This window comes from Kribbella sp. NPDC050820 (assembly GCF_040653975.1).
GTDB lineage: Bacteria > Actinomycetota > Actinomycetes > Propionibacteriales > Kribbellaceae > Kribbella.
Genome location: NZ_JBFAHB010000051.1, coordinates 36,051 through 60,508 on the forward strand (window position 1 = coordinate 36,051; position 24,458 = coordinate 60,508).

Annotated in this window: 23 protein-coding genes and 1 riboswitch; of the genes, 8 read left to right on the forward strand and 15 right to left on the reverse strand. The window is 69.9% G+C overall.

Annotation, left to right across the window (positions count from 1 at the left end; translation table 11 throughout):
- Positions 1 to 6: 6 nt before the first annotated feature.
- A complete protein-coding gene (locus AB0H36_RS33025) occupies positions 7 to 2,691 on the forward strand; it encodes an AAA family ATPase (protein WP_360532616.1) in 2,685 nt (894 codons plus the stop codon).
- A gap of 85 nt (positions 2,692 to 2,776) precedes the next feature.
- Positions 2,777 to 3,070 (forward strand): hypothetical protein, encoded by a 294-nt coding sequence (locus tag AB0H36_RS33030; protein WP_360532619.1) that lies wholly within the window; start codon positions 2,777 to 2,779, stop codon positions 3,068 to 3,070.
- Here the strand turns inward: AB0H36_RS33030 and AB0H36_RS33035 are convergent.
- Both AB0H36_RS33035 and AB0H36_RS33040 read right to left on the reverse strand, forming a co-directional pair.
- Positions 3,046 to 3,981 carry a DUF3800 domain-containing protein gene (locus AB0H36_RS33035; RefSeq protein ID WP_360532622.1) on the reverse strand — a complete coding sequence of 312 codons (936 nt, stop codon included), beginning with the start codon at positions 3,979 to 3,981 and terminating at the stop codon, positions 3,046 to 3,048. The genes AB0H36_RS33030 and AB0H36_RS33035 overlap by 25 nt on opposite strands.
- Positions 3,982 to 4,142: 161 nt before the next feature.
- On the reverse strand, positions 4,143 to 4,997 hold the full coding sequence (locus AB0H36_RS33040) for an SAM-dependent methyltransferase (RefSeq protein ID WP_360532625.1): 855 nt from the start codon (positions 4,995 to 4,997) through the stop codon (positions 4,143 to 4,145).
- A gap of 250 nt (positions 4,998 to 5,247) precedes the next feature.
- Between AB0H36_RS33040 and AB0H36_RS33045 the strand changes: the two genes are divergently transcribed.
- Both AB0H36_RS33045 and AB0H36_RS33050 read left to right on the forward strand, forming a co-directional pair.
- On the forward strand, positions 5,248 to 6,666 hold the full coding sequence (locus tag AB0H36_RS33045) for a polysaccharide lyase 6 family protein (protein ID WP_360532628.1): 1,419 nt from the start codon (positions 5,248 to 5,250) through the stop codon (positions 6,664 to 6,666).
- 58 nt (positions 6,667 to 6,724) lie between these two features.
- Positions 6,725 to 7,273: a dihydrofolate reductase family protein gene (locus AB0H36_RS33050; RefSeq protein ID WP_360532631.1), complete on the forward strand. Its 549-nt coding sequence runs from the start codon at positions 6,725 to 6,727 to the stop codon at positions 7,271 to 7,273.
- Here AB0H36_RS33050 and AB0H36_RS33055 read toward each other — a convergent pair.
- Positions 7,270 to 7,566, reverse strand: coding sequence for a hypothetical protein (locus tag AB0H36_RS33055; protein ID WP_360532634.1), 297 nt, complete (start codon positions 7,564 to 7,566; stop codon positions 7,270 to 7,272). The two genes, AB0H36_RS33050 and AB0H36_RS33055, sit on opposite strands and share 4 nt — an antisense overlap.
- 61 nt (positions 7,567 to 7,627) lie before the next feature.
- Between AB0H36_RS33055 and AB0H36_RS33060 the strand changes: the two genes are divergently transcribed.
- On the forward strand, positions 7,628 to 8,155 hold the full coding sequence (locus AB0H36_RS33060) for a GNAT family protein (protein ID WP_360532637.1): 528 nt from the start codon (positions 7,628 to 7,630) through the stop codon (positions 8,153 to 8,155).
- Here AB0H36_RS33060 and AB0H36_RS33065 read toward each other — a convergent pair.
- Positions 8,148 to 8,915, reverse strand: a complete 768-nt coding sequence (locus AB0H36_RS33065; RefSeq protein ID WP_360532640.1) for a class I SAM-dependent methyltransferase — start codon at positions 8,913 to 8,915, stop codon at positions 8,148 to 8,150. The genes AB0H36_RS33060 and AB0H36_RS33065 overlap by 8 nt on opposite strands.
- A 16-nt stretch (positions 8,916 to 8,931) precedes the next feature.
- Positions 8,932 to 9,873: an SDR family oxidoreductase gene (locus AB0H36_RS33070; protein ID WP_360532643.1), complete on the reverse strand. Its 942-nt coding sequence runs from the start codon at positions 9,871 to 9,873 to the stop codon at positions 8,932 to 8,934.
- 84 nt (positions 9,874 to 9,957) lie between these two features.
- On the opposite strand from AB0H36_RS33070, the gene AB0H36_RS33075 reads away from it, so the two are divergent.
- Entirely contained in the window at positions 9,958 to 10,617 is a 660-nt protein-coding gene (locus AB0H36_RS33075) for a TetR/AcrR family transcriptional regulator (protein ID WP_360532646.1), read from the forward strand.
- Positions 10,618 to 10,643: 26 nt separating this feature from the next.
- Here the strand turns inward: AB0H36_RS33075 and AB0H36_RS33080 are convergent, their stop codons facing one another.
- From AB0H36_RS33080 to AB0H36_RS33105, 6 genes are all read right to left on the reverse strand, one after another.
- A complete protein-coding gene (locus AB0H36_RS33080) occupies positions 10,644 to 11,495 on the reverse strand; it encodes an HAD family acid phosphatase (protein WP_360532649.1) in 852 nt (283 codons plus the stop codon).
- 96 nt (positions 11,496 to 11,591) lie between these two features.
- Positions 11,592 to 12,068, reverse strand: coding sequence for a GNAT family N-acetyltransferase (locus tag AB0H36_RS33085; protein WP_360532652.1), 477 nt, complete (start codon positions 12,066 to 12,068; stop codon positions 11,592 to 11,594).
- A 132-nt stretch (positions 12,069 to 12,200) separates the two neighbouring features.
- Entirely contained in the window at positions 12,201 to 13,064 is an 864-nt protein-coding gene (gene sigJ, locus AB0H36_RS33090) for an RNA polymerase sigma factor SigJ (protein ID WP_360532655.1), read from the reverse strand.
- A 54-nt stretch (positions 13,065 to 13,118) separates the two neighbouring features.
- Positions 13,119 to 16,724 (reverse strand): methionine synthase, encoded by a 3,606-nt coding sequence (metH, locus tag AB0H36_RS33095; RefSeq protein ID WP_360532658.1) that lies wholly within the window; start codon positions 16,722 to 16,724, stop codon positions 13,119 to 13,121.
- Positions 16,725 to 16,744: 20 nt separating this feature from the next.
- Positions 16,745 to 16,824: riboswitch (S-adenosyl-L-homocysteine riboswitch) on the reverse strand.
- Between the two features lie 70 nt (positions 16,825 to 16,894).
- Positions 16,895 to 17,428 carry a TetR family transcriptional regulator gene (locus AB0H36_RS33100; RefSeq protein WP_360532661.1) on the reverse strand — a complete coding sequence of 178 codons (534 nt, stop codon included), beginning with the start codon at positions 17,426 to 17,428 and terminating at the stop codon, positions 16,895 to 16,897.
- Positions 17,425 to 18,855: an MFS transporter gene (locus tag AB0H36_RS33105; RefSeq protein ID WP_360532664.1), complete on the reverse strand. Its 1,431-nt coding sequence runs from the start codon at positions 18,853 to 18,855 to the stop codon at positions 17,425 to 17,427. Before AB0H36_RS33105 ends, AB0H36_RS33100 begins: the two co-directional genes overlap by 4 nt.
- 132 nt (positions 18,856 to 18,987) lie before the next feature.
- On the opposite strand from AB0H36_RS33105, the gene AB0H36_RS33110 reads away from it, so the two are divergent.
- A complete protein-coding gene (locus tag AB0H36_RS33110) occupies positions 18,988 to 19,827 on the forward strand; it encodes an NAD(P)-dependent oxidoreductase (RefSeq protein WP_360532667.1) in 840 nt (279 codons plus the stop codon).
- On the opposite strand, the gene AB0H36_RS33115 is transcribed toward AB0H36_RS33110, so the two are convergent.
- The 3 genes from AB0H36_RS33115 to AB0H36_RS33125 all read right to left on the reverse strand — a co-directional run bounded on the left by AB0H36_RS33115 (position 19,777) and on the right by AB0H36_RS33125 (position 23,362).
- Positions 19,777 to 21,036 (reverse strand): MFS transporter, encoded by a 1,260-nt coding sequence (locus AB0H36_RS33115; RefSeq protein WP_360532670.1) that lies wholly within the window; start codon positions 21,034 to 21,036, stop codon positions 19,777 to 19,779. The genes AB0H36_RS33110 and AB0H36_RS33115 overlap by 51 nt on opposite strands.
- A gap of 145 nt (positions 21,037 to 21,181) precedes the next feature.
- Positions 21,182 to 22,687: a trypsin-like peptidase domain-containing protein gene (locus AB0H36_RS33120; protein WP_360532673.1), complete on the reverse strand. Its 1,506-nt coding sequence runs from the start codon at positions 22,685 to 22,687 to the stop codon at positions 21,182 to 21,184.
- A gap of 120 nt (positions 22,688 to 22,807) precedes the next feature.
- On the reverse strand, positions 22,808 to 23,362 hold the full coding sequence (locus AB0H36_RS33125; RefSeq protein WP_360532676.1) for a TetR family transcriptional regulator: 555 nt from the start codon (positions 23,360 to 23,362) through the stop codon (positions 22,808 to 22,810).
- A 53-nt stretch (positions 23,363 to 23,415) separates the two neighbouring features.
- Here AB0H36_RS33125 and AB0H36_RS33130 point away from each other — a divergent pair, with 53 nt between their 5' ends.
- Positions 23,416 to 24,243, forward strand: a complete 828-nt coding sequence (locus AB0H36_RS33130; RefSeq protein ID WP_360532679.1) for an oxidoreductase — start codon at positions 23,416 to 23,418, stop codon at positions 24,241 to 24,243.
- Here AB0H36_RS33130 and AB0H36_RS33135 read toward each other — a convergent pair.
- The coding region (locus tag AB0H36_RS33135; RefSeq protein WP_360532682.1) for an alpha/beta hydrolase at positions 24,244 to 24,458 on the reverse strand (215 nt) is incomplete at its 5' end. It lies immediately after the preceding gene.

Genomic DNA, 24,458 nt, shown 5'->3' on the forward strand with positions numbered 1-24,458 from the left:
TGCCCCATGGCGATGGTGGGGCGCCGGGGGGAACTGCAGGCGCTGCGGGGCTGGGTGGATGAGGCACGCGCGGGACACGGCCGCCTGGTGCTGTGCACCGGCGAGGCCGGAATCGGCAAGACCCGGCTGGCGCAGGAGGTCGCCGGCGTAGCCCTCGCCCAGGGCGCCGCCGTCGCCTGGGGACGCTGCGCCGAGACCGAAGGCGCGCCCGCTTACTGGCCCTGGCGGCAGGTCCTGCGATCTCTCGGGCTCGACGCGGATCAGGTGCTCACCGGAGACGACCGTTTCAAGCTCCTCGAACAGGTCACCGACGAGGTACGGCGAGCCGCCGGCGACCACGGCCTGGTCGTGATCCTCGACGACGTGCACCGCGGCGACGAACCGTCCCTGCTGGTCCTGCGGCAACTCGCCGGCCACCTCGCGAACCTGCGAGTGCTGGTTCTCGCCACCGCCCGCGAGAGCACCGGACTCGGCGACCTCTCCGCGGCCGAACGCCTGGACCTGCACGCGTTGGCCGCGACCGAGGTCGCCGGACAGTTGTCGCCGGCAACCACTGATCCAGAGTTGGCGGCAACGGTGTACGACGTCACCGGCGGCAACCCGCTGTTCGTCCGGGAGCTCGCCCGCGCGATCGCCGACGGCTCCTGGCGTCCGAACGAGCCACCGCCACGATCGGTGCGGGAGATCGTCCGGACCCGGCTCGATCGAGCCTCGGACGACTGCCGCCGCCTGGTCCAGGCGGCCGCTATCGTCGGCCGCGACTTCGGGCTCAGGACAGTTGCCGCGACGATGCAACGACCAGTCGACGACTGCCTGCCACTGGTCGACGAGGCAACAACTCTCGGCTTCGTCGACCGGTTGGACCAGGACTTCCGCTTCGTCCACGCCCTCACTCGAGACGCGGTCGAGGCATCCCTGTCGACCACCGAGCGGACAACGCTCCATCGTGCCGTCGCGACCGCACTGGAGGCCGATCCCGAGACCAACCTGGCTGCGATCGCCAGTCACCACGCAGTCCTAGCGCAGTACGGCGACGGGACGACCGCCCGGATGTGGATGGTTCGCGCGGCCGAGGACGCCGTACGTCGACTGGCCTATGAGGAAGGTGTCCGGCTGTATCGGCAAGCGTTGACGACGCGGCCTCTCGATCCGCCGGAGTGCTGCGCGATCTTGATTGCCCTGGGCAAGGCGGCGTACCTCGCCGGCGATCTGCGTGCGTGTTGTGAGGCAGCGGTCGACGCGGCGGCAGCTGCGCAAAATCCGGAGGAAGCGGCCGAGGCTGCGCTGGTGCTCGAGGCCGTGCCCGATCCGACGATCAACGCAACTGCCAAGCGACTGTGTGAACAGGCGCTTGCGCTCGACGTCGATCCGGCGTTGCGCGCCCGGCTGCTGTCGCTGCGCAGCCATCTGGCCTTCTACGACGGTGAGCAAACGCGGCTCGACGCGATCAGTTCGGAGGCGCTCGAGCTGGCTCGGGCATCCAGGGACGACCGGGCGCTGGCGGATGCGCTGCGGGCGCGGCAGGAAGCCTGCCCAGGTCCCGAAGGTCGCACCGAGCGGTTGACGCTCGCGGCCGAGATGCTCGACCTGGCCAAGCGGACGAGCGATCCGCGGGCCGAGATGTGGGGTGCGATCTGGCGACTCGATGCGCTGATCGAGAGCGGCCGGCTGGCTGCCGCAGCCGAGGAACTCCCCCGCCTCCGCGTCGCCGTCGATCGCCTCGGCGGACCGGTCGCCGCCTGGCACCACGACCGGATCGCCGCTTGTATCGCGCAGGCTCGCGGCCTCTACGCCGAAGCGGCCGTGCTTGCCCGCCGTGGGTTCGACCGAATGCGGCCGATCGAACCGGCGCCGGCGACCGGCGCGTACTTCGCCCTGCAAATGGCGTTGGCCGGACACGTCGGGCCCAGTGAGGAGATCCGCCGGTTCGCCGAGCAGCCGTTCACACCGCCACCGCGGTTCGTGACGCTGTCGCTGCTGTCGCGGGCCCATCTGTTGCTTTGCACGAACTCGCCCGAGCAGGCGGCCGCGTCGTACCGGCAAGCAGGGCCGATCGACACGTGGTCGCTGCCCGCGTTCTTCGTGCTGCCGGCGTACGTCTACGCGACGCTCGCCTGCCTGGGACTCGGCCGGTACGACGACCTCGCCGTACTGCTGGACCGGCTGCAGCCGTTCCGCGGGGAACATGCCGTCGGCAACGGTGTCGCCTACATGGGACCGACCGAGCTGGCGATCGGCCGAGCCGGTGCGGCTCTCGGACGGCTGGATACCGCGGTCGACGATCTCACCACGGCCGTCGAACTGGCCGAGACCGCCGGTGCGGCCGGGTTCGTCGCCGAGGCGCAGTACCACCTCGCCTCGACGCTGTTCACCCGGCACCGGCCGGGCGACCACGACCGGGCCCGGTCGTCGGCGACCGAGGCGGCCCGGCTGGTCGACATGCTCGGGATGACGGCGTACGCGGAGCGGACCGAGGTGCTCGTCGCGCGGCTGAACGGCGGGGAGGAGCACGGCCTGAGCGCGCGCGAGCTCGAGGTCGCCGGCCTGGTGGCCGAAGGGCTGACCAACCGGCAGATCGCCGAGCGGCTGGTGATCTCCGAGCGGACCGCGCAGAACCACGTCCAGCACATCCTCACCAAGCTCGGGTTCGCCACCCGGAGCCAGATCGCCGCGTGGTCCAGCCGGCGATGAGTACCTCGAATGAGTGATCCGGCGGATTCGGCCCGGCGCTCCGATCCCTAGCGTCAAGGGTGTCGGAACTCATCGAGGAGGAATCATGCAGTGGATCGCAGTCGCCACCCCGCCGTTCACGGCGATCGAGCAGTTCGACAAGGTCCTGGACCAGCTCGGCGAGGAGCAGGCCGACGGCCTGGAGGCCCGGTATGTCGGCACCACGGCCGACGGACTCCGGGTCGTCACCCTCTGGACCACCCGGGAGCACGCCGACCGCTTCTTCGCCGAACGCCTCGGGCCGGCGCTGGCCAAGGTCCTCGGACCCGAGCCCGCCGGCCGCCCCGAGATCCTCGGGATCGACGTCGCCCGCTCCTACACCCGCCAGCCGGTCGGCTGATCCAGCATGGTGGGCGGGTAGAGCCCGCCCACCAGGTAAGGCCGGAGCAGGTCGCTCGGACTGGCGTGCATGCGGCGGGCGATCCCGGCGAGCAGATCAGCCACTTGGACCCGCGGGTCCCGGCGCGAGTCGACCTGGGTCACCGTCAACAACGGCGTCGGAGCAGGGAACACGGCGCCGGCCAGGTAGGTCCGCAGCCGGGCGACGCGCCACTTGGTCAGCGCACTCTGCTCGTCATGCACCACCGCGACCGACCGGCGACCGCCGCTCCAGAACAGCGCAGTCTCCGCAAGTGCAGGAACCAAGGGCTCGAGTGGCGGCGGGATCGCGGGATCGTCGTCGATCAACCGCCGTACGACGTCCTCGACGTGCGCGCGGGTCAGGTCGCGCAGCGCCGGGACGCCGGGCGGCATCGTGGCGAAGAAGCGGTCGATCAGCGCGTGGTCGAGCAGCCGGATCCGCTTCGTCCGCGTCAGCTGGAGGAACGCGTCCAGGAACTCGGTCCGGTTCGCCGCCTGGTAGATGCCGAGCGCGGCCGCGTCGTGGTCGGTGGCCAGGCTGGTGCCCGCGCCGTACGACGGTTCGGCGACGAGCAACTCGATCACCCGGCGGGCGACGTACCAGGTCTTGTCGATGACGTGGACGTTCGCCCGCCCGCGCAAGGCGGTGAGGAACCACTCGAGGTCGGCGCGCTGCCCGGGCCGGAGCAGCAGGTTGGACTTGTACTCGGTGGACCCACGGCGGCGGAACGACGACCGCAGTACGGCGACCAGCTCGGCGGCCTCCGGTACGGCGAGATCCACGCCGGCGTGGGTGATCACGGGCGACTCGGGATCCAGGAGGTTGCTCCCGGAGAATCCCGACTCGTCACACGCGATCTCGACCCACGCCGGCGACGGCAGGGTGTGCATGGGTGATGAGCTCCAAAGACTGAGAGGGCTGCACGCTGAAGGGCCCGTCGGCGACGGGCGTGATCCTGCGCGGGGTGTCGCGCGATCAGTGAGCGGCAGCGGCCTTCGGAGTCATGCCGACCATCATCGGCCACTCGGCGGCCGGAGCACCAGTGATTTGGTCAGCGCTTGCGGCCGGCCGCGACTTGGAGCAGCCGGGCGGTGCCGGTGGGGTCGAGCTTCTGCGCGTTCGCCGGCCACCAGCCGGCAAGGTCGACCAGACCGGGTCCGGCCAGGTCGAGACCGTCGAGCAGCCCGGCGATCTCGCCGGCGGTCCGGAACCGGACGTCGGGGAAGGCGTCCTTCAGCTTGTCCTCGAGCGAGCCGGCGAAGTCGGCCAGCGGGCTGCCGTCGCGCGGGTGCACCGGGTGGCTGATCGCGAGCCACGATCCAGACGGCACGGTCTCGAGGTAGTCCGCGATGATCCGCCGTACCTGGTCGTCGTCGGGGACCAGATGCAGGACCAGGCCGAGGACGATCCCGACCGGCTGGTCCAGGTCGAGGGCGCCGGAGACGACCGGGTTCCGGAAGACGCCCGCCGGGTCGGTCAGGTCGGCGTCGGCGAAGTAGGCGTGCAGGTCGTCGGCGAGCAGGGCCTGTCCGTGGGAGACCGCGGTCAGGTCGTTGTCGACGTACACCACCTTGGCCGCCGGATCCGCGCGCAGCGCGATCTCGTGGGTGTTCTGCGCGGTCGGCAGGCCGGAGCCGAGGTCGAGGAACTGGCCGACGCCGCCGTCGCGGACCATCAGGCAGATCGCCTCGGCCAGCCAGCGCCGGTTCTCGGCCGCGATCAGCGGCGCCTCGGGGGCGATCCGGACCAGCTCCTGGTAGAGCCGGCGGTCCGCCTCGAAGTTGTTCTTGCCGCCGAGGAACAGGTCGTAGAGCCGCGCCTGGGACGGCCGGTTCACGTCGATACTCGTCGCGTCGGCGGCCCGGTGGTACGACGTGGACCGGCGCCCGGCATCCTGCTCCGGCATCGCCCGGGTCCACCTCCGTCCGCCGCTCGAAAGCTCCCGAAAATCCGAAAAGCCCGATTGTCGGGAAGGCTACCCGGGCCGGCTCCGGCGGCTGCACCCGGGCTGTGCCACGGAACCACCGACCGCCTGCGTCCCACCGGACGGGAGATCCGGGCGTGTTGCTTGGTAAACGCTTGCCAAGATCACCGTGCCGACCACAGACTGAGCGCCACCATCCGGATCACCGCCCCGAACCACCGGAGGACCGCCCATGCATCGCCGTACCTTCCTCACCGCCGTCGGCGCCGGTCTCGCCACCTCGGCCGTCGCCGTCCCACCCGCCCGGGCCGCTGCCCGGCCGGTCCGGGCCCGCACCCTCGACGAGCTCCGCAAGGCGATCGCCGTGGCCCGACCGGGCGCCGACATCGTGCTCGCCAACGGGACGTACGCCGTACCGGACGGCCAGACGATCGCCATCCAGGGCAAGCGCGGGACCGCGGACGCCCCGATCACCGTGCGCGCCGAGTCGGTCGGCGGGGTGACACTGACCGGCAGCCGCGGCTTCGTGCTCGGCGACTCGTCGTACGTCGCGGTGAGCGGCTTCAAGCTGCGGCAGGGTACGACGTTCGAGGTGCCGACCAGCTGTCATCACGTCCGGATCAGCCGCAACGACTTTCAGTTCGCCGACATCGAAGGCCTGCACTGGCTGATGGTCCGCGGCGACAACTCGACCGTCGAGCGCAACCACTTCCACGGCAAGTCGACGCTCGGCGTTTTCCTCGGGGTCGAGGGTCCCGACTCGGACGGGATGGCCCGCGGGGTCCGGATCACCCGGAACCACTTCTCCGACCACACCTTCGCCGGCGACAACGGCGGCGAGCCGATCCGGCTCGGCCTGAGCGGGCGGTCGCTGAGCGACGCCGGCGCTGTGGTCGAGTACAACCTGTTCGAGCGCGTCGACGGCGATCCGGAGGCGATCTCGGTCAAGTCGTCGGCGAACACCATCCGGCACAACACGATCCGCGACAGCCTGGGCGGGATCGTGCTCCGGCACGGCAACCGGACCCGGGTCGAGGGCAACTTCATTCTTGCTGGAAGCAACGGAATCCGGATCTACGGCAACGACCACCTGGTGATCAACAACTACGTCGAGCGGATCGGCGGCTCCGGCGTCGTACTGGGCAGCGGCAACGTCCAGGACCACAAGCCGGAGGACTCCCCGGAGAGCCGCCGCGGCAACGACGCGCCGGACCGCGTGACGATCGCCCTCAACACCGTGCTCTCCTGCGGTACGGCGATCAGCGGCGAGTCGCAGCGGACGCTGCCACCACGCGACTGCACGATCGCGGACAACCTGCTGCTCGGCGACGCCGGCCGCCAACTGGTGTCGATGCCATACCTGGACGGCATCAGCTGGTCCGGCAACATCTGCTGGGGCGACGCCGCCGACGGCAACATCCCGGGCGGCTTCAGCCGGAAGGACCCGAAGCTGGCCACCGGGTCCGACGGCATCCGCCGCCTCAGCTCGACGAGCCCGGCGATCAACGCCGCGAGCAGGACGTACCCGAACGGCACTCGCGACCTCGACGGTCATCCGCGCACCGGCCGGGCCGACGTCGGCGCCGACGAGTACAGCCCGTCCGCACCGCTCAATCGCCCACTGACTCCGGCGGATGTCGGCCCGCGATGAGTTTTCCCCGGCTCGCTCGTCTGAAGATGGGTAAGGACGAGCGAGCCGGAGGTTTGTGATGGCGAAGGTGCTGTACTCGGTGACGATGTCGGTCGACGGCTTCATCAGCGGGCCGGGAGGCGACATGCAGTGGATGCGGCCGTACCTCGGCCCGAACCCGGAGGTCGAGGAGCTCATCCCGCGGATCGGATCGTTGCTGATCGGCCGGCGATCCCACGACGGGGACGATCCACACAAAGGCGAGCAGGGCGAGGGCGAGGCCTTCGGCGGCGGCTGGGACGGGCCGATGTTCGTCGTCACCCACCGCCCACCGGCCACTCCGGAGGCTGGAGTGACGTACGTCGGGGAGTTCGGCAAGGCGCTCGCGATGGCGAAGGACGCGGCCGGCGACAAGTACGTCAACGTGATCGGCGCGAACATCGCCAAGCAGTGCATCGAGGCGGGCGAGCTCGACGAGGTCTTGCTCTGCTACGCCCCGGTGATGCTCGGCGACGGCACCCGTCTGTTCGAGCGCGCCGGCGGCCGGACCGTCCGCCTCGAGCGCCTGAGTCTGACGGAGAACCCGCTCGCCTCCAACCTCTGGCTGAAGGTCGTGAAGGACGGCTAGAAGTCGGCCGCGGTCGAGTGCATGACTGCGCGGACCTCCACCGAGCGCCCGGCCGTGTGCGCGTCGGGCAGGAGTTGCGCGAGCTCGACCGCGCGGGCCCGGTTCTCCACGTCGACCAGGTAGAAGGCATCGATCGGGGTCGCGCGGGCGCGGTCGGGAACGGTGACCGCCGACTGCTGATCGGCGAGCAGCTCGCCGCCGACCAGCTCGCCGGCCTCGGACGCGACGTCCTCGAACTCGTCGCGGCACAGGTCCCCACTGGTGTCGCCCTGCAGGATCAGTAGGAATTTCATCGGCGCCACTCCTCTCACTGACAAGACGGAGCCGCGGCCGCGGTTTTGACATCATGGCGGCATGTTCGTGCGAACCGAGCGGTTGAGCCTGCGCCGTTTCACGACCGCCGACGCGGAGGCGTTCGCGGCCTACCGGTCGGCGCCCGAGGTGGCCCGCTACCAGTCGTGGGAGACGCCGGTGACCCTGCCGGCAGCAGTCGCGCTGGTGGCGGACTTCAGCGAGGGCGATCCGGCCGCGCCGGGCTGGTTCCAGTACGCGATCGACCTCGATGGCGTGCTGATCGGCGATCTCGGCCTCAACCTGCACGAGAACCTGATGCAGGCCGAGCTCGGGTTCACGGTCTCACCGGCGTACCAGCGCCAGGGGTATGCGACCGAGGCCGTGCGTGGCCTGCTCGACCACCTCTTCGTCGACTGGGACCTGCACCGCGTTTCGGCCGAGTGCGATGCCCGCAACACCGCGTCGGCTCGCTTGCTGGAGCGCGTCGGCTTCAAGCGGGAGGGACTCCGGTTGGCCAACAGCTGGTTCAAGGGCGAGTGGACCGACGACCTGCTGTTCGGTCTGCTCCGCAGGGACTACGTCAGCTGACTGCCTTGGCTGCCCATGCCCTCGCGGTGAGGCGGATCGAGCCGTCTGCCTCGATCGGCAGCCGGGCACGCACGGCCTCGCGCAGCTTGTCCTGATCCGTCTCGGGCAAGCTGCGCAGATACGCCGGCGCGACCCCCTGCCCACCCAGGAACGGCTGCCAGTAGTCGTCGAACGAGGCGAACTCGGTCGGTACGACGATCTCGCGCGTCCCGACTGTGGTGAACCCTGCTTGGGTGAACAGGTCGTCGAGTCCTTCCGCCGTACAGAACGGGAAGCGGAGGCCCTCGTCGTGGTCGCGGTCCCGCGGCCGGACGTCGATCATCGCGTCCCAGAAGTGCTTCATGAGTTGCATGCCGTCGGCGTAGTCCCAGACGTAGACCGCGACCGTCGAGCCGATCTCACGCATCCGGCGCAGCGCCTCGACGCGTTCCGGGATGAAGTTGAGCACCAGGCCGGCGACGACCGCGTCGTACGGGCCGTCCGGAAGCTCGGCCGCGGACCTGACCTCGAAGCTCGCCCGCTGGTCGTCGACGGTCTGCCGGGCGTAGCCGATGAAGCCTTCCGACGGGTCGACACCGTGGACTGAGGCGGGATCCGCCGTCCGCAGGATCGTGCTGGTCAGGGCGCCGGTGCCGCAGCCGACGTCCAGCCAGCGCAGGCCGGCGGGCTGGTCGAGCCAGCCGAGGAACTCCGCCGCGACCAGCCGGCTCCACCGGCCCACGTACGACTCGTAGATGTCGCCAGTCGACCACTCGCTCATTCCCGCAGCGTAGGGCCTACTTGACGCCGGTAGGGAGCGTGACGCCGGTGAGCTGTTCGGCGACCCGCCACAGGCGGGCGTTGGTTTCGGGGTCGAGGGCTCGCTTCGGTGGGTGCACGACGGTGGCCGGGCCGACGAGGCCGAGGCGGCCGGACGGGCCGTAGTACGCACCTGGCTCGGTGTCCGGGCTGGTTGCCGCGACCAACAGTGGCTCGGTGCCGACCTCGACCCCCTGACTCGGGAGCGGGCTCAATCGGTAGCCGATCCGGTTGAGCAGTGAGGGCTTGTCCCGGCCGAGTGCTGCGCCGGCGCTCTGCAGGTTGGTGCGGGTGAAGCCGGGGTGTGCGGCGGTGCTGAGCAGCGGCCAGCCGCGGTCGGCGGCGATCTTCGCGAGCTGGATGCTGAGCATCAGGTCGGCCAGCTTGGACTGCGAGTACGCCACCGTACGGCGGTAGCTGCGCTCCCACTGCAGGTCGTCGAAGTTGATTCGGCCGAAGTTCGCCGCGCCGCTGGCGTGGGTCGTGATCCGCGGCGCCGGCGCGGCCAGGACGAGCGGCAGCAGCCGGAGGGTGAGCGCGAACGGGCCGAGGTAGTTGGAGCCGAACTGCAGCTCGAACCCGTCCTTGGTGGTCTGCCGGGTCGGCGGGTTCATCACGCCGGCGTTGTTGACCAGCAGGTCGAGGTGCGGCTCGTCGGCGCTCAGCTTCTCGGCGAACTCCTGGACCGAGGCCAGGTCGGCGAGGTCGATCCGCCGGACCTCGAGCTGCGCGTCCGGGTGCTCGGCGAGGATCTCGGCGCGGGCGGCCTCACCCTTCGCGACGGTGCGGACCGCCATCACCACACGGGCTCCGGCGGCGGCCAGGCGCTTGGCGGCCTCCTTGCCGGTGCCGCTGTTGGCGCCGGTGACGACCGCGAGCTTGCCGGTCTGGTCGGGTACGACGTACATGATGGTCTCCATAAAAGACTGGTGGTCTGTTATGGCGTCGACAGTAACAGACCAGCGGTTCGTTAACAACAGACCGCCGGTCTGTAGACTGTGAGGGTGACGACATTCCAGCGCGCCCGGAGCGCGGAGCAGCGGGAGGCCAGGCGCCGGGCGATCCTCGGCACGGCCGCCACGATGCTGACCGAGATGCCGGTCGCCGACCTGAGCCTGAACGAGCTGAGCCGCCGCGTCGGCCTGGCCAAGTCCAACGTGCTCAAGTACTTCGAGTCCCGCGAGGCCGTCCTGCTCGAGCTGTTCGGCACCGAGTTCGACGCCTGGATCGACGATCTCCGGACCGCGCTACGAGACGCCAAGGGCTCGCCGGCCCAGCGCAGTGAGCAGTTGGTGGACGCTGTGGTCCGGACGCTGGCAGCGCGGCCGGTCTTCTGCGATCTGATCAGCGCGCAGGCCGCCGTGCTGGAGCGGAACGTCTCGACCGACGTGGCGCTCAACTTCAAGCGCCACGCCCTCCGCGGCTATGAAGGGCTGCTGATGATCGTCGTCGCGGCCCTCCCGCAGCTCAGCGTCGAGAACGCGTCCCGCTTCGTCGCCACCGCGAGCATGCTGGCCGGCGCGATCTGGACCCATTCGCACCCGACCGCCGCGATCCAGGCCGCGTACGACGCCGATCCCACCCTGGCCGCGATCCGACTGGACTTCGAGCCCAACCTCCGCGACGCCCTCCAGAGCCTCCTCTACGGTCTCCTCCCCCGCTGACCACCACCCGCCGGCCAGAGGAACGGTCAGGGCAGGTAGTAGTTCGGGTTCGGGACCTTGAAGGTGCGGTCGGCGTACCCGCCCTTGAGGTCGCTGTACTGGTCGCCGAAGTTGGCGACGATGTCGTACCCGAGCGACTCGATGTGGGCGCGGGTCGCCGACTTGTAGTGGATCGTGGTGCAGGACCCGTTCGGGTCGCTCGCGCACGCCGACTTCAGGTAGTCGGGGTAGTCCGCGACCGCCGGCTTGGTGAACAGGCCGTCCTCACCGTTCGGCAACGTGGTCGGCTTCGGGAAGCCGGCGTCGACACCGACGCCGTCCGCGGTCAGGTTGCCCAGCGTCGCCTGCTCCTGCGCCGCGCCGCGCCCGGTCAGGAAGAAGATCGCGTACCCCTCCCGCTCGGCCGTCGTCACCAGGTCGACCATCCCCGGTACGGCGGGGAATTTCTGGTCCAGCACGTAGGTCGCGTTGGTCGCCGGGTTGTACGCCCAGTTGCTGGCGATCTCGTAGTTCCAGGTCGCCAGCGAGGTGTCGTCGACGTCCAGCAGGATGGCCTTGGTCTTCTTGGTGTGATGGGGTGCCGAGATCCATCGCGTGCCGGCGGCGGCGACGGCCTTCGCCTCCTTGGCGTAGTTGCTGTTCGCACCGAACGTGCCGGTGCCGAGCGGATCGCCGTAGTAGTTGCGCAACTGCTGGCGCAGCACGTCGATGTTGGTGACCTGCTTCTCGGTCCGCGGTGTCGACGTCTGGATGGCCGGCTGCTGGGACGCGACCCCGGCCGAGTACGCGACCCCGCCGACGACCGACGTGATCGCGACCGAGGCGACCCCGGTCAGCAGCAGGCGGCGCGACGGCAGCCGCACGGAACGGATGTTCATGGGTGACCTCTCCAGGAAAGAAAGCTTGCCGAAGCAAACTAACTCCATTGGTCACCGATATATCTGCCGAACGACCAAGTTCAGGGGAATCCTGCGTCAGACCGGCTTGACGTAGCGGTGGCAGGGGACGGGGATCGGGCCGGAATCCGTGCCTGCCGGGTAGTCGAAGGCGCCGGCGTCGGACCAGCCGCTGCGTTCGTAGAAGCGGCGGGCGCGGGCGTTGCCGGTGGCGACCGCGAGCCAGGCGTCGGCGTGCCCGTTGGCCTTGACCTGCCGTTCGGCCTCGGCAAGCAGTACGGCGGCGATCCCGGAGCCCCGGTGGTCGCGGGACACGTACACCTGCTCGACCTCGTCCCCCACCACCATCACGAACCCCGCGACCTCGTCCCCCTCGACCGCGACCGTGGTGTCCGCGACCCGCTCGGCCGCCCGGGTCCAGAACGACTCCTTGGTCCGGATCGCGACCAGTTCCTCAGGCACGTGCCCGAGATGCCCGTCACCCCACCCGGAGTACCAAATCGCAGCAACCGCGTCGGCATCCTCTGCCTGAGCCGACCGAATCAAAGCCGTCATCCAGTCAGGGTAAGCACCAACGAGGCCCCGGCCGCCCCCAGAAACACGACAGCCAGCTGACCGCGGCAGCCGCCACCAGCCACGGCACGCCCAGCAGCAGCCCGGCAAGGAGCCCGGCGGCACCGGTGGCCGTCATGTCAGTCCACCCAGCTTGTCCGGGTTGGTGATCGCGTAGATGCCCGTCACCTGGTCGTCCTCGACGTCCAGCACGATCAGTGCGAACGGCGTGTCCCCCGACAGCACGAGCGCGGCCGGGTCGCCGTTGATGGTTCGGTAGTGGATGCCGAGGTCCGGCAGCGGGCGGCGAAGGCGGTCGCCGATGATCAGTGGGGCGATCCGGTCGCGACCGAGGATCGGGTGCAGCCCGGCTGCCCGGGCCTTGCCGCCGCCGTCGGCCCACAGAGTGACGTCGGGCGAGAGCACGTCCATCAGGGCGTTCAGATCCCCGCCCGCAACCGCCTCGACGAATCGTCGCGTCACCTCGTGCTGCACCTGGGGATCCGCCGGGAACCGCGGCCGCCGCGCCTCCACGTGCTCCCGCGCCCGGTGCGCCAACTGCCGGACCGCCGCCGGCGTCCGGTCCAGGATCTCGGCGACCTCGGTGTGCGCGTACCCGAACACCTCGTACAGCACGAACACCGCCCGCTCCAACGGCGTCAGCGTCTCCAGTACGACGAGCACCGCGAGCGACACCGCCTCGGCTCGTTCAACCGGATCGACCGGTGTGACCACGGGCTCCGGCAGCCAAGGCCCGACGTACGCCTCCTTGCGCCGGTTGATCGTCGTACGGCGGGCCAGCGCCGAGTTGACCGCGATCCGCACCAGGTACGCGCGGGGGTTGTCCACGGCCGATCGGGTCGACTGCGCGGACCAGGCCAGCCAGCTCTCCTGCAGCACGTCCTCGGTGTCGGCGACCGAACCGAGGATGTTGTAGACCACCGAGAACAGCAACTCCCGATGCTGCAGAAACACCTCGGTGGCCGCGTCCGAACTCATCTCCTCGTGTGCTTTCACACCTCTATGAGTCCAGCGGGCCACCGATGTGTGACATCACTCAGGGTCGTAGGCCAGATTCGGGCGGAGCCAGCGCTCGACCTCGGCGACCGGCAGGCCCCGCCGTACGGCGTAGTCCTCGATCTGGTCGCGGCCGAGACGGCCGACGCTGAAGTAGCGGGAGGCCGGGTGCTGGAAGATCAGGCCGCTGACCGCCGCAGCCGGGGTCATGGCGAAGGACTCGGTCAGGCCGAGACCGATCTTCTCGGCCTCGAGCAGCTCGAACAGGTCCTTCTTCTCGGTGTGGTCCGGGCTCGCCGGGTACCCGAGCGCGGGCCGGATCCCGCGGAACCGCTCCGCGTGCAGGTCCTCGAGCACCGGCTCGGCGTCCGGCTCGAACCAGTCCCGCCGCGCCTCCAGGTGGATCCACTCGGCGAACGCCTCCGCCAGCCGGTCGGCCAGCGCCTTGACCATGATCGCCCGGTAGTCGTCGTTCTTCGCCTCGTACGACGCCGCCAGTGCCTCGGCGCCGTGGATCGCCACCCCGAAACCGCCGAGGTGGTCACCGGCAGGTGCGACGTAGTCGGCCAGGCACCGGTTGTGCCGGCCGGCCGGCTTCTCGGTCTGCTGCCGCAGCATCGGGAACGACACGTCCTGGCCGTCCAGGACGATGTCGTCACCTTCGCTGTGCGCCGGCCAGAACCCGTACACGCCCTCGGCGGTAAAGGAGCCGTTGGCAACGATCTCGTCGAGCAGCGTGTTCGCGTCGTCGAAGAGCTCGCGGGCGACCGGCTGGTCCAGGATGGCCGGGTACTTGCCCTTCAGCTCCCAGGCCAGGAAGAGGAACTGCCAGTCGACCATCGCGCGCAGCGTCTCGATCGCCGGCGACACCTGCTTCAGCCCGGTGAACGCCGGCACCGGCGGTTCGCCGTGGTCTACCGGCTCGGCATTCGCCCGCGCCGCCGCCAGCGACAGCAGCGGGCTGCGCTGCTTGTTCGCGTGCTGCTCGCGCAACCGCTCCTGCTCCGCAGCGTTGCTCCGGGCAAGCTCCTCGGCACGCTCGTCGTCCAGCAGATCCGACACCACACCGACCACGCGCGACGCGTCCAGCACGTGCACGGTGGTCCGGTCGTAGGCCGGTGCGATCCGTACGGCGGTGTGCTGCTTCGAAGTCGTCGCGCCGCCGATCAGCAGCGGGAGCTTGAGCCCGCGGCGCTGCATCTCGGTGGCGACCGCCACCATCTCGTCGAGGGACGGCGTGATCAGCCCGGACAGGCCGATCGCGTCGGCGCCCTCGGCGACCGCGGTGTCCAGGATCCTGGCCGCCGGCACCATCACGCCGAGGTCGATCACCTCGTAGTTGTTACAGCCCAGGACCACGCCGACGATGTTCTTGCCGATGTCGTGCACGTCGCCCTTGACGGTGGCGAGCACGATCTTGCCCTGGCCGCGGACCATCTCGGCCCGACCCTCCAGCCGGGCCTGCTCCTTCTCGGCCTCCATGAACGGCTCCAGGTAGGCGACCGAGCGCTTCATCACCCGGGCGCTCTTCACCACCTGCGGCAGGAACATCTTGCCGGCGCCGAACAGGTCGCCGACGATCTTCATCCCGTCCATCAACGGGCCCTCGATCACCTCGAGCGGCCGCGGCAGCTTCTGCCGGGCCTCCTCGGTGTCGTCCTCGATGAAGTCGACGATCCCGTGCACCAGCGCGTGCGACAGCCGCTCCTCGACCGTCCCCTCGCGCCAGGACAGGTCGACCTCGCGCTGCTTGCCGCGGCCGCTGACGGTCTCGGCGTGCGCGACCAGCCGGTCGGTGGCGTCCTCCCGGCGGTCGAACAGCACGTCCTCGACCAGTTCGAGCAGCGTCGGCTCGATGTCCTCGTACACAGCGAGCTGACCGGCGTTGACGATGCCCATGTCCAGCCCGGCCTTGCCGGCGTGGAACAGGAACGCCGAGTGCATCGCCTCGCGCACCACGTCGTTGCCGCGGAACGAGAACGACAGGTTCGAGATGCCACCGCTCACGTGCACGCCGGGGCAGCGTTCCTTGATCAGCGGCAACGCGTCGAGGAAAGCCTTCGCGTACCCGTTGTGCTCGGCGATACCGGTCGCGACGGCCAGCACGTTCGGGTCGAAGATGATGTCCTCGGGCGGGAAGCCGACCTTCTGGGTGAGCAGGTCGTAGGCCCGGGCGCAGATCTCCACCTTGCGCTCGGTGGTGTCGGCCTGGCCCTGCTCGTCGAAGGCCATCACCACCACGCCGGCGCCGTAGTCGCGGACCCGGCGGGCGTGCTCGAGGAACTGCTCCTCGCCCTCCTTCAGGCTGATCGAGTTGACCACGCCCTTGCCCTGCACGCACTTCAGCCCGGTCTCCAGCACCGACCACTTCGAGCTGTCGATCATGATCGGGATCCGGGCCACCTCCGGCTCGGTCGCGATCAGGTTCAGGAACGTGGTCATGGCCTGCTCGCTGTCGAGCAGGTCGGCGTCCATGTTAACGTCCAGCAGGTTGGCGCCGCCGCGCACCTGCTCCAGCGCCACGTCCACCGCGGCCTGGTGGTCCCCGGACTCGATCAGCCGGCGGAACCGCGCCGACCCGGTCACGTTGGTCCGCTCGCCGATCATCACGAACCCGGTGTCCGGCCCGATCCTGAACGGCTCCAGCCCGGAGAACCGGGTGGTCTCGTTCGGCGGTACGACGTTCCGCGGCGGCAGGCCGGCCACGTTCGCCGCGATCTGCTTGATGTGCGCGGGAGTCGTCCCGCAGCAGCCGCCGACGATGTTGACCAGCCCGGACTCGGCGAACTCCTGCAGCATCCCGGCCGTCTCGTCCGGCGTCTCGTCGTACCCGCCGAAGGCGTTCGGGAGACCGGCGTTGGGGTGGGAGGCGACGTAGGTGTCGGCGAAGCGGGCCAGGTCGGCCACGTGCGGGCGCATCTCGGCGGCGCCGAGGGAGCAGTTGACGCCGACGACCAGCGGCTTGGCGTGCTCGACCGAGCTCCAGAAGGCCTCGACGGTCTGGCCGGACAGGGTCCGGCCGCTCAGGTCGACGATCGTCACCGAGATCCACAGCGGGAGGTGCGGCGCGACCTCGCGGGCCGCCATGATCGCGGCCTTCACGTTCAGGGTGTCGAAGATGGTCTCGATCAGCAGCAGGTCGACGCCGCCTTCGGCCAGGGCGGCGATCTGCTCGGCGTACGCGGCCCGGACCTGCTCGAAGGTCACCGCCCGGTACGACGGATCCTCGACCCGCGGCGACAGCGACAGCGTCACGTTCAGCGGGCCGATCGAACCGGCCACGAATCGGCCGCCGATCTCGTCGGCCGCCTGCCGGGCCAGCCGGGCGCCGGCGACGTTCATCTCGCGCACGTGGTCCTGCAGGCCGTAGTCGGCCTGGCCGATGCTGGTCGCGGTGAAGGTGTTCGTGGTGGTGATGTCCGCACCGGCCGCGAGGTACTGCCGGTGGACGTCGAGGATCACGTCCGGCCGGGTCAGGTTGAGCAGGTCGGGGTCACCGGTGACGTCGTGGGTGTGGTCGCGGAAGCGGTCGCCCTGGTAGTCGGCCGGACTCAGTTTCGCGCCCTGCAGCATGGTGCCCCAGGCACCGTCCAGGATCGCGACCCGCTGATCCAGCAGCTCCCGTAGAGCGGTTTCGCTCATCTGCCGTCACCTCCAGAAAATCTCCGGAGGCGCCCTTGCAACAGATACCCCGGGTCGAGCGTGGCGGACCTGAGCGTCCGTTGCAGCGCCTCTCGACCTGGCTGCACCATGTTAGCGGCGTCACACCGCGTGAACAGGGGGCCTGCCCACTAAGTGAGACTGCTGTTCACTCAGTGGATGAGCGCCTGGAGGCCCGGGGCGAACAGGTCCGCGATGGTCTCCGGGTCGGCCGTCGTACTCGGGCCGGTCTTGTCGATCGACATCACCGCGCCGAGTCCGAGCAGCTGGGCGGTGATCAGCTCCGCGCGCAGCCGGGCGTCGTCGCCGCTGAGCCGGGCGGTGAACGCGCTGGTCACCTGGTCGCGGAAGTGCTCCCGGATCAGCGCCCGTTCGTCGCCGCTGCCGGCCGCGAAGATCACCCGGACGAGCAGGTCGAGACCGTTCTCGCGGCGGTAGTTCACCAGCGTCAGCACGGCGTGCCGGCCGAGCTCCTCGTCGGGTGCGTCGAGCAGCAACTGCGCGGCCTCGCTGAAGTCCGCGACCTTTTCGAACAGCGCTTCCTTGCTGCCGAAGTGCTTGACGATCAGGGCCGCGCTGACGTTCGCGTCGGCGGCGATCCCGCGCAGCGTGACCGAGTGGTACGGCTGCAGCGCGAACGCCCGCCGCGCCGCCCGGAGAATCGTGATCCGCCCCGGGTCCGTCACGTCGTGCCCACCGGGCTCTCCAGGTGCACCGGCGCCTGCCGCCGGGCCGGGATCAGCAGCACCGCCCCGGCCGCGACCGCCGCGGCCAGCCCGGCGATCACGAAGACGATCAGGTACGCCGACAGCGCCGGCGCCACCAGGTCGTCCTTGGTGATCGTCACGTTGGTCAGCACCGTCACCACGATCGCGCTGCAGATCGCAGCCCCGATCGTGCGCATCAGCGTGTTCAGTCCGTTCGCCGCGGCCGTTTCGGTCACGGGCACAGCATGCATGATCAGGGCCGGAAGTGCCGAGTAGGCGACCGCGGTTCCGGCCGAGACGACGGTCGCGCCGACCACGATCCCGGCCAGGTTCTCGCTGGTGAACAACCGGACGACGTACCCGGCGGCCATCAGGACCGACGCGATCGCGAGCGTGAACCGCGGGCCGCGGGCGGACGAGATCCGCGCGGACACCGGCGACAGCACGACCATCGCGAGACCGCCCGGCAGCAGGCACAGGCCGCTGACCACGATCGACGCGCCGAGCCCGTACCCGGTCCACTTCGGCTCCTGCACGAGCTGCGCGGTCGACAGCGAGTTGGCGTAGAAGGAGAACCCGATCAGCAGCGCGGACAAGTTGGTGAACAGTACGGCGGGCCGCGCGGACACCCGCAGGTCGACGAGCGGGCTCCTGGTCCGGAGCTCGAACCAGCCCCACAACGGGAGGACGGCGGCGGCGGCGACGTACAGGCTGATGGTCGCCGTCGTGCCCCACGCGCTGCCCTTCGAGACCGCCAGCAGCAGGCAGACCAGGAACACGCTGAGGCCGAACGCTCCCGGGACGTCGAACCTGCCGCGGGTCCGCACCGCCGACTCGGGCACGATCAGCAGCACCAGCACGATGTCCAGCAGTCCGATGCCGAAGTTGACCCAGAACATCGTGTGCCAGTTGAAGTACTGCACCACCAGCGTCGCTGCCGGGATGCCCAACGCCGCGCCGACGCCCAGCGTCGAGCTCATGATCGCGATCGACGGCAGCACCCGGCGCGGCTCGAGCTCGTCGCGCAGGATGCTGATCCCGAGCGGCACGACAGCCACCGCGGCCCCCTGGAACGCGCGGCCTACGATCAGCACGGCCAGCTCCGCACTGCTTGCGCAGAGCAACGACCCGATCATCATCGAGCCGAGCGCGACCAGCAGCACCCGGCGCTTGCCGTACATGTCGCCGGCCCGGCCGAGCAACGGCATGAACACCGCGCCGGTGAGCAGCGTGACGGTGACCAGCCAGCTGACGTCGGCGGGCTCGCTGTGGGTGAGCCGCGGCAGCTCCGGCAGCAGCGGCACGACGATCGTCTGGCTGATCGAGACCAGTACGCCGCAGAACGCGAGGGCGGCCAGCACGAGCCGCGGACGAGCGGGGCGGACGGTCGAGGGGCTGACGCTCACGCGGTGTCCTCACGATGGTGAACAGCTGTTTACTTTCGCCCCACCCTAAACCCGCGGTGCCGAAGTGGCCCATGGGATTGATCACAGACTGGCCCCCGGCCGCAGCACAGCGTTCGCCTAGCGTGGGGCGCCATGCGGATCTTTCTCGCCGGCGCGACCGGAGCGATCGGACGCCTGCTGGTGCCACTCCTGCTCGCCGAAGGTCACCAGGTCACCGTCGTGACCCGACGCGATCCATCCACGCTCGACGGCGTGACCGCCGTACGCGGGGACGTGTACGACGCCGCGCACCTGCGTGAGGTGGTCGCGGCCGCCCGGCCGGACGTGGTCATGCACCAACTGACCGACCTGGCATCCCGCGACTTCGCGGCGAACGGACGGCTCCGGCGAGTGGGCACCCGCAACCTCGTCGACGCCGCGCTGGCCGCAGGCGCCGGCCGGGTGATCACGCAAAGCATCTCGTGGGCTTACGAGGGCGGCGACGAACCGGCCGTCGAGTCGACACCGCTGGACCTGGCGAACCCGGACGACGGACGCCGTGGAATGGTCGAGGCCGTGGCGGGACTGGAGGCCATGACTGCTGAGGCACCGGAGTGGGTTGTGCTGCGGTACGGGATGTTCTACGGCCCCGGCACCTGGTACACGAAGGGCGGGCTGATGGCGGACTTGGCCGCCGCCGGCAGCCTCCCCACCGGCCCGGACATCACGAGCTTCCTGCACGTCGAGGACGCCGCGATCGCCGCCGTACAGGCTCTGCAGTGGCCGAGCGGGCCGGTCAACATCGTCGACGACGAACCGGCTCCTGCCTCGACCTGGGCGCCGGTCTTCGCGGAAGCCGTTGGTGCGCCGACTCCGGCACCCACAGACGGGATCCGACCTGGCTGGGCTCGCGGTGCGTCGAACGTTCACGCCCGCACGCAGCTAGCGTGGACGCCGAGCCAGTCGACGTGGCGTGAAGGCTTCGCGAGCTAGCAACAACGCGCAGGCGATCACACCGAGGACCACGGTCGCGAGACCTGAGACACCGAGCGTTCCACGCGGACCCAGCGCTGTGGTGAGTGGGCCGCCGAGCGCCGTACCGAGCGGTGCCGCAGTCAGGAGCACCGAACTCCGGGCAGCGAGTACGGCGGCCAGGTGCTGCGGCGGCGACTTCGCCTGGACCAGCGTCACCGACAGCGGGACGAACGGGCCGTAGATCGCGCCACCCAGCATGAAGCAGACGACGGTCACGGCGATCGGGATGTCGAAAGCGAACGGCACGAGCAACAGACCCCAGAGCACAACGATGGCCACTGTGACCGGCCAGAGCGGGAGCTGGCGCAGCGCGCCGATGGTGAGGCCGCCGAGGACCGCGCCGATGCCGAACAGCATCCAGTAGAGGCCGAGCAGCGTGCCCGGCGCGTTCAGGTCGTTGGTCACATGCAGCGGCAGGGCGACCTCGACCGGCCCGTAGAGGAAGTTGAAGAACCAGGTCAGCGCCAGCAGGCCCAGCAGCTCGGGATGCGAACGAATGAAGGCCAATCCGCCGCGGGCGGCCGGCTCCTCCGGATCATCCGCGACCGGCTGCGAGTCCGGCAGTCGCGTGCTCACCACTATCAGCGCCAGGAACAACCAGGACAGCGCATCCAGACCGATCACCAGCGCGGAGCTGACGTACGTCACGAGCACCCCGGCGACCGCCGGCCCGGCGATCGTGGCCGCGAAGTTGATCGAGCTGACCAGAGTGTTGGCGGCCAGGCGATGCTCCTCGGGCAACATCTCGGCCATCAGCGTGTACATGCCTGCGCTCCCCCACGCGTGCAGCAACGACGACCCCGCAAGCACGACGACGAGCAGCGCAGGTGTCAGCACTCCGGCGAACCAGGCAAGAGGTATGACGACGAGGAAGACGCCACGTACGAGGGTGTCGGCGAGCAGCACCCGCTTGGCCGGCAGCCGGCGAAGGCGGCGGCCGAACGCCAGCGCGCCGACAACACCCGGCAAGGTGTACGCCGCCACCGCGCCGCCGACCCACAGCCCTTCGGACGCTTCCGGCGCAAGCTCGATCGCGAGCCAGGCCACCGCGACGAAGCTCATCCCGTCACCCAGGAACGAGACCGCGAAACCGAGGATGAGCCGCCGGAGCACCCGGTGGGCAAGCACCGGGCGGTACGCGGCGGGGACGAGGCGTCGGAGGACCATGACACTCACGCTAAGCGCGGTGCGCTGGCCTGGGCTTCTTGATTCCTGACAGAAGACAGCGATCGGGCCCGGCCGCCTCGTGGGGGGATGGAGGAGGCGCCGGGCCCGACCAGTCGGTCCGCTTCAGCGGGGGGTAGCGCTGGGGTCAGCGGACCGGGCCTGTGATGAGTTCGATGGTTGCCTTGTGCTGCTGTCCGTTCTGGTCGACCCAGCCGACCTCGACCTTGTCGCCGGGGTGGTGCCGGTTCAGCAGGGTCGAGAGCGTGTCGGGCGACTCGACGGTCTCGCCGGCGAAGGAGGTGATCACGTCACCGGCGGTGATACCGGCCTCGTCGGCCTTGCCGTTGGCGAGTACGTCGCCGACCACGGCGCCGGTGGTGTCCGCGTCCGGGACCACCGAGACTCCGAGCATCGCCGACTCGCCGATGTGCACGGTGTCGGACGCCTTGCCGTCCTGGATCTGGTCGGCGATCTCCATCGCCTCGTTGATCGGGATCGCGAAGCCCTGCGTGGTGCTCTGACCCGACCCGTTCGAACCGCCGTTGCCGTTGCCCGATCCGTCGCCGTTGCCTGATCCGTTGCCGTCGCCGAAGGGGTTGCCGTACCCGTTCCCGTCGCCGAGGCCGTTGCCGCCGAACGGTCCGTTGCCGGGGTCGCCGTACCCGTTGCCGTCTGCGGTCGTGGTCGTCGTGCCACCGGCCGACGCCAGGGTCGCGGTCGCCGCGGTGGCGGTGCTCGCGGCCGCCTGTCCCGGCCGGCCGGCGCCGCCGTTGTTGCCGCCCGAGCCGGCCGTGTCGACGCCGATCACCTCGCCGGCCGTGTTCGCCAGCGGTCCGCCCGAGTCACCGGCCTGGATGTTGGCGTCAGTCTGGATCATGCCGGTCAGGTGCTCCGGGTCCTGCCCGTTCTCGTCGGTCGCGGTGATCGACTGGTTCAGCGCGGTCACGGTGCCCGGCGCGTAGCTCGGCGTACCGCCGTCACCGCCGGCGTTGCCGATCCCGACCACCTGGTCGCCGACCTTGACCTTGTCCGAGTCGCCGATCTTGGCGGTCTGCAGCCCGGAGGCGTCCTTCAGCTTCAGTACGGCGACGTCGTGGTCCTCGTCGTACCCGACCACGCTCGCGGTGTACGTCTTCCCGTTGCCGATGTCGGTCACCGAGATCGACGTCGCGCCCTCGATCACGTGGTGGTTGGTCAGCACCTCACCGTCGGAGCTGAGCACGATGCCGGTCCCGGCGGCGCGGGCGTTCTCGTAGCCGAGCACCGTGTTGACGTCGACCAGCCCGGGCGACACCTTCGCCGCGACCGCGGCCGGGTCCAGCTGCTGCTGGGAGAGCTGCGACGAGTTGGCCACACGCTGATCGATGCCCCAGGCAACCGATCCGGCGACCAGTGCAGCGGCGAGACCGATGGCCCCGGCGCCGAGCAGCCGGCGGCCCCGCTTCCTCGGCGGGCGCTGCTGCGGAGGGCCGTAATAGCCCGGGTAGTAAGGCATTCCGGCGTACGGCTGCGGGCCACCCTGCTGCGGACCGCCGTAGTACGGACCACCCTGGTACGGAACAGACTGCTGCGGACCCGTCGGCGGCCAGTACCCCGGCTGCTGCCCCGCCCCACCCTGTCCTTGCCCCTGCTGTCCCGCGTTCTCGTTCATGTCCCGGTGCCCTCCTCGGCCAGTTCCCTCTGCCTTCGAGTAGAGCGCGCCGAACTGAGAACTCCTTCTGGCCAACCGATGAGTTCCCTGAGAATCACGAGTGGCCTGCGCCACACTCACCTAGGACAGGAGTCGCTGGACGGCTTCGACGACGGCGGCGCGGCGGGCGGCTCGGTCGGGTGCGGAGGCGCCGTACTCGGGGTTCATCGAGGACCAGCTGGTGGCGATCGCCTGGAGCAGGGCGAGCAGCTCGGCAGGAGTGAAATTCCCCGGTACGACGCCAGATCGCTGGGCCCGGTCGAGGTCGCCGAGGCGGCTCTTGTTGACCGCGACGATCGCCTCCAGCGCGCTGCCCTCGGGGCGCTCGAGGCGGTACCAGACGTTCAGCCGCTGGTGCTCGGGGTGCTCCTCGAAGTAGTCGAAGACGCGGCCGGCGTACCCGGGCAGGTCGGTGGTGTCGAACCCGACCTCGGCCAGGTAGGTGTCGACGGCGACGGTGTAGACGGCGTCGAACAGGCCGTCCTTGCTACCGAAGTACGCGTACAGCATCGCCTTGTTGCAGCCGGCCACCTCGGCGATCCGGTTCACCCGCGCGCCGGCGATCCCGCGAGCGGCGAACTCCTCGGTGGCGGCGGCCAGGATCCGGCCCCTGGTCCGGTCGGCGTTCCTCTGCATGTTTCTCAGCTTACCCGGGAATACAACCAACCAGTTGGTTGGTTAGCACTCACATGACCAAAACTTGGCTGATCACAGGCAGTTCCCGCGGGCTGGGCCGCGCCCTCACCGAGGCGGTTCTGGCCGCCGGCGACCGGGTCGTCGCGACCGCCCGCAAACCCGAGCAACTCAAAGACCTCGTCGACCAGTACGGCGACCAGGTCCGCGCGATCGCGTTGGACGTGACGGACGCGGCCGCCGCGCGCGCCGCCGTACAGACCGCTCTCGACGAGTTCGGCGGCCTCGACGTGGTCGCGAACAACGCGGGCTATGCGAACAGCGCCGCGATCGAGCAGACCACCGACAAGGACTTCCGGGCCCAGCTGGAGACGAACCTGTTCGGGCTCGTCAACGTCACCAAGGCCGCGCTGCCGGTCTTCCGGCAGCAGCGCAGCGGCCACTTCCTGCAGTTCTCGTCGATCGGCGGCCGGGCCGGCGGCACCCCGGGCATGGGCGCCTACCAGACCGCGAAGTACGCGGTCGAAGGGTTCTCGCAGGTGCTGAGCAACGAGGTCGCGCCGTTCGGGATGAAGGTGACGATCGTCGAGCCGGGTGCGTTCCGGACCGACTGGGGCGGCTCGTCGATGACGCTGGCGCCGGTCGACCCCGACTACGACTCGACCGTCGGCGCGATGAACCGCTACCGGCTGGAGACCGACGGCACCCAGCCCGGCGACCCGGCCAAGGCGGCCCGGGCGATCGTCGACATCGTCGCGCTCGACACCCCGCCGCTGCGGCTGCTGCTCGGAAAGGACGCCCTGCAGCACGCCGACCAGGCCTCCCGCTCGCGCGCCGAAGAAGCCGCCGCCTGGGCGCACGTCAGCGCATCCACGGATTACTGATCAGGGGTTGTCGGCGAGGAAGTCGTCGATCAGCGCGTTGACCTCGGCCGGTGACTCGAGCGCGGCAAGGTGCGCGGACTGCTCGAGTACGACGAAGCGCGCGCCGGGAATCGCGTCCGCCATCTCCTCGGTCTCCGCGACCGGGAAGGTGGCGTCTTCGGCGCCCGCGACGACCAGCACCGGCGTCCGGATCTGCGCAAACAGCTTGCGCTGAT

Bases quoted from the DNA above. Each gene is read 5' to 3' on its own strand.
- AB0H36_RS33025 (WP_360532616.1), top strand. From the start codon at position 7: ATGGCGATGGTGGGGCGCCGGGGGGAACTGCAGGCGCTGCGGGGCTGG.
- AB0H36_RS33030 (WP_360532619.1), top strand. From the start codon at position 2,777: ATGCAGTGGATCGCAGTCGCCACCCCGCCGTTCACGGCGATCGAGCAG.
- AB0H36_RS33035 (WP_360532622.1), bottom strand. From the start codon at position 3,981: ATGCACACCCTGCCGTCGCCGGCGTGGGTCGAGATCGCGTGTGACGAG.
- AB0H36_RS33040 (WP_360532625.1), bottom strand. From the start codon at position 4,997: ATGCCGGAGCAGGATGCCGGGCGCCGGTCCACGTCGTACCACCGGGCC.
- AB0H36_RS33045 (WP_360532628.1), top strand. From the start codon at position 5,248: ATGCATCGCCGTACCTTCCTCACCGCCGTCGGCGCCGGTCTCGCCACC.
- AB0H36_RS33050 (WP_360532631.1), top strand. From the start codon at position 6,725: ATGGCGAAGGTGCTGTACTCGGTGACGATGTCGGTCGACGGCTTCATC.
- AB0H36_RS33055 (WP_360532634.1), bottom strand. From the start codon at position 7,566: ATGAAATTCCTACTGATCCTGCAGGGCGACACCAGTGGGGACCTGTGC.
- AB0H36_RS33060 (WP_360532637.1), top strand. From the start codon at position 7,628: ATGTTCGTGCGAACCGAGCGGTTGAGCCTGCGCCGTTTCACGACCGCC.
- AB0H36_RS33065 (WP_360532640.1), bottom strand. From the start codon at position 8,915: ATGAGCGAGTGGTCGACTGGCGACATCTACGAGTCGTACGTGGGCCGG.
- AB0H36_RS33070 (WP_360532643.1), bottom strand. From the start codon at position 9,873: ATGGAGACCATCATGTACGTCGTACCCGACCAGACCGGCAAGCTCGCG.
- AB0H36_RS33080 (WP_360532649.1), bottom strand. From the start codon at position 11,495: ATGAACATCCGTTCCGTGCGGCTGCCGTCGCGCCGCCTGCTGCTGACC.
- AB0H36_RS33085 (WP_360532652.1), bottom strand. From the start codon at position 12,068: ATGACGGCTTTGATTCGGTCGGCTCAGGCAGAGGATGCCGACGCGGTT.
- sigJ (WP_360532655.1), bottom strand. From the start codon at position 13,064: ATGAGTTCGGACGCGGCCACCGAGGTGTTTCTGCAGCATCGGGAGTTG.
- metH (WP_360532658.1), bottom strand. From the start codon at position 16,724: ATGAGCGAAACCGCTCTACGGGAGCTGCTGGATCAGCGGGTCGCGATC.
- AB0H36_RS33110 (WP_360532667.1), top strand. From the start codon at position 18,988: ATGCGGATCTTTCTCGCCGGCGCGACCGGAGCGATCGGACGCCTGCTG.
- AB0H36_RS33115 (WP_360532670.1), bottom strand. From the start codon at position 21,036: ATGGTCCTCCGACGCCTCGTCCCCGCCGCGTACCGCCCGGTGCTTGCC.
- AB0H36_RS33120 (WP_360532673.1), bottom strand. From the start codon at position 22,687: ATGAACGAGAACGCGGGACAGCAGGGGCAAGGACAGGGTGGGGCGGGG.
- AB0H36_RS33125 (WP_360532676.1), bottom strand. From the start codon at position 23,362: ATGCAGAGGAACGCCGACCGGACCAGGGGCCGGATCCTGGCCGCCGCC.
- AB0H36_RS33130 (WP_360532679.1), top strand. From the start codon at position 23,416: ATGACCAAAACTTGGCTGATCACAGGCAGTTCCCGCGGGCTGGGCCGC.